The following is a 5758-nucleotide window of genomic DNA, read 5'->3' as shown; positions in this document are numbered from 1 at the left end:
GAGTTTGCCAATTTGAATGTCCACAGAATTGATATTTATTATGCTCATCCCTACTCTGCTTGGGAACGGGCCACCAATGAGCGGCACAATGGCCTAATCAGGCGGTTGATTCCTAAGGGAACAGCTATCAAGGAATTATCTTTTTCACAAATCGAACGGGTGCAGAATTGGTGTAATACTCTGCCCAGAAAAATCCTGGGCTACCGGCAACCAGCAGAACTCTTTTTCCGGGAAATAGAGCGACTAACTTACGAACTTCAGCCTTCATGATTGAAAAACCCAACTCATTCGGGTTTCCAAAAAATGTGTCGCATTTAATATTGCAATTTAAGAAATATATATTTATTGCAAAAAAGATTAAAGATGCCAGCAATATGTTGAAATCCGGCATAATTGGTGCTATACCCATTTCATACGTAGTTGCTCCCGTCCTCGGTATTGCAAGAAGGGGTCCAATGCATAGAACAATGAAAAAGTATAATCCTTTTGCGAAGGGTTTACCAACTTTGCCTGCGAAATTTTCAAAATTCCCTTCGTTTTGGGCCATTGCAATAATACCTAAAAGTGGAAGACCAATACCGGTAAGTATGAATCCCAGAATTCCCAAAAACCATTTACTGCTTAATTGATAACCTATGTAAGGCGGAAAAATCAGGTTACCTGCCCCAAAAAACATAGCAAAGAGGGCAAAACCAATTACAACTACGTCGTTGAGTTTTTTGTTCACGGCCCGATACCTCCTGCCAAAAATAAAAAATTTTTAGCATAAAAAGGTTATTTTTAATCAAATAACATTATAACATAATTTTATATTATTCGGACAGGATGTGTAAAAAAGCTGTCTTACTGTTTTTGTATCCGGGGTAAAGCACTATAGGATTTTTTAGGCCTCTCTCTGTAACAAGCACCGGGGAAAAATGAGAAAAAGGGGCCGTTGCAGGGGAAAAAATGACGACCCCTTTAAGTATTCTGGTCGGACGAGTCCGGATAAGGTTCTATATGGATGAGGATATGGTGGGCGCCTTTGAAGTTTCGGCGTATTTCTTCCTCAATGGAGTGGTGGAGTCTGTGGGATTCCTCTACGGTCATCGACGGGTTTACCAGTATGTGAAGGTCCATGGAAAAATCGTCTTCCCGGCCTCGGGTTCTCACCCTGTGGCAGTCCACGACCCCTTTTATGCCCCTGACGAAGGAAGTTATCTTTTCCGGGTCGATCACGGCGGCGTCGCACAGGACCCTGCTGGTATCCTTTATTATCTCGATACCGGCTTTTAATATCAGCAGGGCTATCACAAAGGATATTAAGGGATCGACAACCGGATATCCCAGCTTTACTGCGACCAGGCCGGCGATGACCGACAGAGAGACGTACACGTCGCTTTTTGTATGGGCAGCGTCGGATACCAGGATGTGGCTGTGGAGCTTTTTGCCTTCCCTGCTTTCGTATAAGATTACCGCTATATTGACAGCCAGCGTGATGAGCATGATAATAATGCTGAAGGAGCTCACTTCGGGAATCTGTGGGTGAAGGAGTCTTTCAATACCGCTTTTGATTATGTTGAAGCTTACCAGAAATAGCATCAAGGCTATTCCGGTAGCCGTAAAGGTCTCGAACTTCCGGTGTCCGTACGGGTGGGTCTCGTCGGCGGGTTTTGACGCAATGGCAGCGCCGATGAGGCCGATTATATTGGTGCTCGCGTCGGAAAGGGAGTGAAAACCGTCGGCCACCATGCTCGAAGAGGATATGTTGTAACCTAGCAGGATTTTCATAAGGGCGACCGACAGATTGAGGCCCAGCACTATCCATAAAACCTTCTCAATTTTTTTAAAATTCTCTACCGCATCGTTCATTGTCTATTCCTCCGGTTAAAAACTTGCGCAGGCAAAGCCTTTTTTGTGGCATTAAAAGGAATTATAACACAACCAAATTATCGGGTCAACAAAGATAAATTTTAAAGACAGCCGTAAAACGGAGGTATTAAAACCTTTGACTTTATATACATATTATATTACAGTGAAAACTGTTGGGAACCCCCAGAGGCGCCCTAATAAATTATAGAAAATTCTTGACAGCGATTAACTGCTGCATTATAATATCAAAAGTATAATAAGGGGGTTTTATAGGTGACGGCGAAAGCCATGACGTGCTAGAATAAATGAGGGGGTTTAAGGCATATATTAATGACAACGTATTTTAACATTAATAATATCCAAGAGGGGAGAAAGAGTATGCCGAAAAAAGAAGTTGTACTTACTCAGGAGGGGCTGAAAAAATTAGAAGAGGAGCTGGAATACCTTAAATCCGTCAAGAGGAAAGAAGTAGCCGACCGCATCAAACAGGCCATATCCTTCGGCGACCTCAGCGAAAACTCCGAATACGACGAGGCCAAAAACGAGCAGGCCTTCGTCGAAGGCAAGATCGCCATGCTGGAAGAAAGGCTGAGAAATGCCAAAGTCATAGATGATGCCGACATTTCCACCGAAACGGTTACCCTCGGGTCCAAGGTGCTGATTAGGGACCTGGATACCGAAGAGGCCATCGAGTACACCATCGTCAGCTCAGCTGAAGCCAATCCCATAGAGTTCAAAATATCCAATGAATCTCCCGTCGGCAAAGCCCTTATGGGGGCCAAAAAGGGCGACGTGGTAGAGATAACGGTGCCGGCGGGTCAGGTGAGGTACAGGGTGGAAGAGATAAAGAAATAACTCATTGGAGGGTGCGACTGATGGAGAATCTGGAATTCGAAGTTAACGAAATAATCAGGGCTAGACTGCAAAAACTGGAAGAACTCCGTTCCATGGGAATAGCCCCTTACGGGCGGAAATACGTTCGGACTCATAACTGCCTTGAGATCAAAGAGAACTTCGAGAAGCTCGAAGATGGGGAAACGTCTATTGCTGGACGAATAATGGCCATCCGGGCCCACGGCAAGGCGGCCTTTTTTGATATTCAGGACGAAAAAGGCCGCCTCCAAATATACATAAAGAAGGACCACGTGGGCGAAGAAGCTTACGAGATCTTTAAAAAACTCGACATCGGGGATATTGTAGGCGTAGAAGGGAAAATATTCAAAACTCAAAAGGGCGAGATATCGGTGCTGGCCGACAAAATCGCGGTGCTTGCCAAATCCCTGAGGCCCCTGCCTGAGAAGTGGCACGGCTTGAAAGATGTAGATACAAGATACCGCCAGCGCTACCTGGACCTCATAGTGAACCCCGATGTAAGAAGGACTTTCATCATTAGGAGCAAAATAATAAGGGCTATAAGGAAATACCTGGACAGCCGCGGGTTTATAGAGGTGGAGACGCCGATACTCACGCCGCTGGCGGGCGGTGCGGCTGCAAGGCCCTTCATAACCCATCATAACGCGCTGGACATGGACCTGTACCTGCGGATCGCCACCGAGCTTTATTTAAAGAGGCTCATCGTCGGCGGCTTCGAAAAGGTTTACGAGATAGGGAAGAATTTCAGGAATGAGGGCATATCGGTAAAGCACAACCCTGAGTTTACAATGATAGAACTTTATCAGGCCTATGCCGACTACAACGATATGATGGAGCTCACCGAGGACATGATTTCCCACATAGCAGCAGAGGTCCTGGGTACCACGAAAGTAGTATATCAGGGCGAGGAAATAGACCTCACTCCACCCTGGACCAGGATGACTATGGTGGAAGCCGTTAAAAAGTTCGCCGGTGTGGACTTCGACGAGATAAAGACCGATGAAGAGGCAAGGGCGGTCGCCAGAAAACTGGGGCTTGAGGTTGGAGATAAGGATACCAGGGGCAAAGTTTTAAACACAATATTCGAGGAAAAGGTGGAAGAACATCTGGTCCAGCCCACCTTCATAATGGACTATCCCATTGAGATATCGCCTCTGGCCAAGCGAAAAGAGGACAACCCCGACTTCACTTATAGATTTGAGGCCTTTATAACCCGCAGGGAAATGGCGAACGCCTTCTCCGAATTGAACGATCCTATCGACCAGCGGGAGAGGTTCCTGCAGCAGCTTAAAGAGAGAGAGGCCGGGGACGATGAAGCCCACGTCTTCGATGAGGACTTCATAAACGCCCTGGAGCACGGCATGCCGCCGACAGGGGGCCTCGGGATAGGCATAGACCGTTTGGTCATGCTGCTCACGGACTCCTCTTCCATAAGGGATGTTATACTGTTCCCCACCATGAGACCAAAGTCATAATCCGTAGAAAAAAAGAGGAATATGGAGCAATACCGGTTTAAAAACATAAAATTGTCGATAAAGGAAAATAATAATAGTTGAAATGAAACCGGACTCTGTGGTATATTACTCCTTGCGACGTCACGAGATCAGAAAACGAAGCAAACAACGAAAGAAAAAATCAAAAAAAGTATTGACAAACAGCAAACAACGTGATAAGATAATGAATTGTGACGCATGATCCTTGAAAACTGAACAGTGTCACGCCTGAGAGTTTCAACAACAAGGTGTGTTTGAAGATAATAAGCCGAGAGGCTTATTGAAAGGATAAACCTGAGAGTTTGATCCTGGCTCAGGACGAACGCTGGCGGCGTGCCTAACACATGCAAGTCGAGCGGGGTGAATCGAGTGGTTTCCACGAGATTTACCCAGCGGCGGACGGGTGAGTAACACGTAGGCAACCTACCCACCACACGGGGATAGCCCTGGGAAACCGGGGGTAATACCCGATACCTTCGCTGGTCGCATGGCTGGTGAAGAAAGCGTTAAGCGGTGGTGGATGGGCCTGCGGCCCATCAGCTAGTTGGCGGGGTAACGGCCCACCAAGGCGACGACGGGTAGCCGGCCTGAGAGGGTGAACGGCCACACTGGGACTGGGACACGGCCCAGACTCCTACGGGAGGCAGCAGTGGGGAATCTTGGGCAATGGGGGAAACCCTGACCCAGCGACGCCGCGTGGGGGAAGAAGGCCTTCGGGTTGTAAACCCCTGTCACCGGGGACGAAGAGGACGGTACCCGGGGAGGAAGCCCCGGCTAACTACGTGCCAGCAGCCGCGGTAATACGTAGGGGGCTAGCGTTGTCCGGAATTACTGGGCGTAAAGGGCGTGTAGGCGGGTCTGCAAGTTGCGGGTAAAAAGCCAGGGCTCAACCCTGGACGTGCCTGCAAAACTGCGGATCTTGAGGGCGGGAGAGGAGAGTGGAATTCCCGGAGTAGCGGTGGAATGCGTAGATACCGGGAGGAACACCAGTGGCGAAGGCGGCTCTCTGGACCGACCCTGACGCTGAGGCGCGAAAGCTAGGGGAGCGAACGGGATTAGATACCCCGGTAGTCCTAGCCGTAAACGATGGTCACTAGGTGTGGGCAGTTGTCAAGCTGTCCGTGCCGGAGCTAACGCAATAAGTGACCCGCCTGGGGAGTACGGCCGCAAGGTTGAAACTCAAAGGAATTGACGGGGGCCCGCACAAGCGGTGGAGCATGTGGTTTAATTCGAAGCAACGCGAAGAACCTTACCAGGCCTTGACATGCAGGTGGTAGCGAACCGAAAGGGGAGCGACCCGAGGGAAACCGAGGGAGCCTGCACAGGTGGTGCATGGTTGTCGTCAGCTCGTGTCGTGAGATGTTGGGTTAAGTCCCGCAACGAGCGCAACCCCTACCTCTAGTTGCCAGCGGGTGAAGCCGGGCACTCTAGAGGAACTGCCGCCGACAAGGCGGAGGAAGGTGGGGATGACGTCAAATCATCATGCCCTTTATGGCCTGGGCCACACACGTGCTACAATGGCCGGTACAGCGGGAAGCGAA

At 48.9% G+C, this 5758-nt stretch carries 4 protein-coding genes, 1 rRNA gene and 1 pseudogene; 4 read left to right on the top strand and 2 right to left on the bottom strand.

The features are described 5' to 3' along the window. The coding region (locus tag LZ11_RS12055) for an IS30 family transposase (protein WP_148867870.1) at nucleotides 1–270 on the top strand (270 nt) is incomplete at its 5' end. Nucleotides 271–343: 73 nt separating this feature from the next. Here the strand turns inward: LZ11_RS12055 and LZ11_RS12050 are convergent. Next, nucleotides 344–727: pseudogene (locus tag LZ11_RS12050) on the bottom strand (branched-chain amino acid transport system II carrier protein); the annotation flags it as partial. A 233-nt stretch (nucleotides 728–960) separates the two neighbouring features. Continuing rightward, on the bottom strand, nucleotides 961–1851 hold the full coding sequence (locus tag LZ11_RS12045) for a cation diffusion facilitator family transporter (protein WP_148868105.1): 891 nt from the start codon (nucleotides 1849–1851) through the stop codon (nucleotides 961–963). A gap of 378 nt (nucleotides 1852–2229) precedes the next feature. On the opposite strand from LZ11_RS12045, the gene greA reads away from it, so the two are divergent. The 3 genes from greA to LZ11_RS12030 all read left to right on the top strand — a co-directional run. Then, nucleotides 2230–2706 carry a transcription elongation factor GreA gene (greA, locus tag LZ11_RS12040; protein ID WP_148868104.1) on the top strand — a complete coding sequence of 159 codons (477 nt, stop codon included), beginning with the start codon at nucleotides 2230–2232 and terminating at the stop codon, nucleotides 2704–2706. Between the two features lie 20 nt (nucleotides 2707–2726). Then, nucleotides 2727–4199: a lysine--tRNA ligase gene (lysS, locus tag LZ11_RS12035; RefSeq protein WP_148868103.1), complete on the top strand. Its 1473-nt coding sequence runs from the start codon at nucleotides 2727–2729 to the stop codon at nucleotides 4197–4199. 308 nt (nucleotides 4200–4507) lie between these two features. Next, nucleotides 4508–5758: ribosomal RNA gene (locus LZ11_RS12030) — 16S ribosomal RNA — on the top strand; the annotation flags it as partial.

Origin of the sequence: Thermosediminibacter litoriperuensis, assembly GCF_008124715.1 — a bacterium.
GTDB classification, from domain to species: domain Bacteria; phylum Bacillota; class Thermosediminibacteria; order Thermosediminibacterales; family Thermosediminibacteraceae; genus Thermosediminibacter; species Thermosediminibacter litoriperuensis.
The sequence above is the reverse complement of the archived record's forward strand: the minus strand, read 5'-3'. Positions and strand labels throughout refer to the sequence as shown.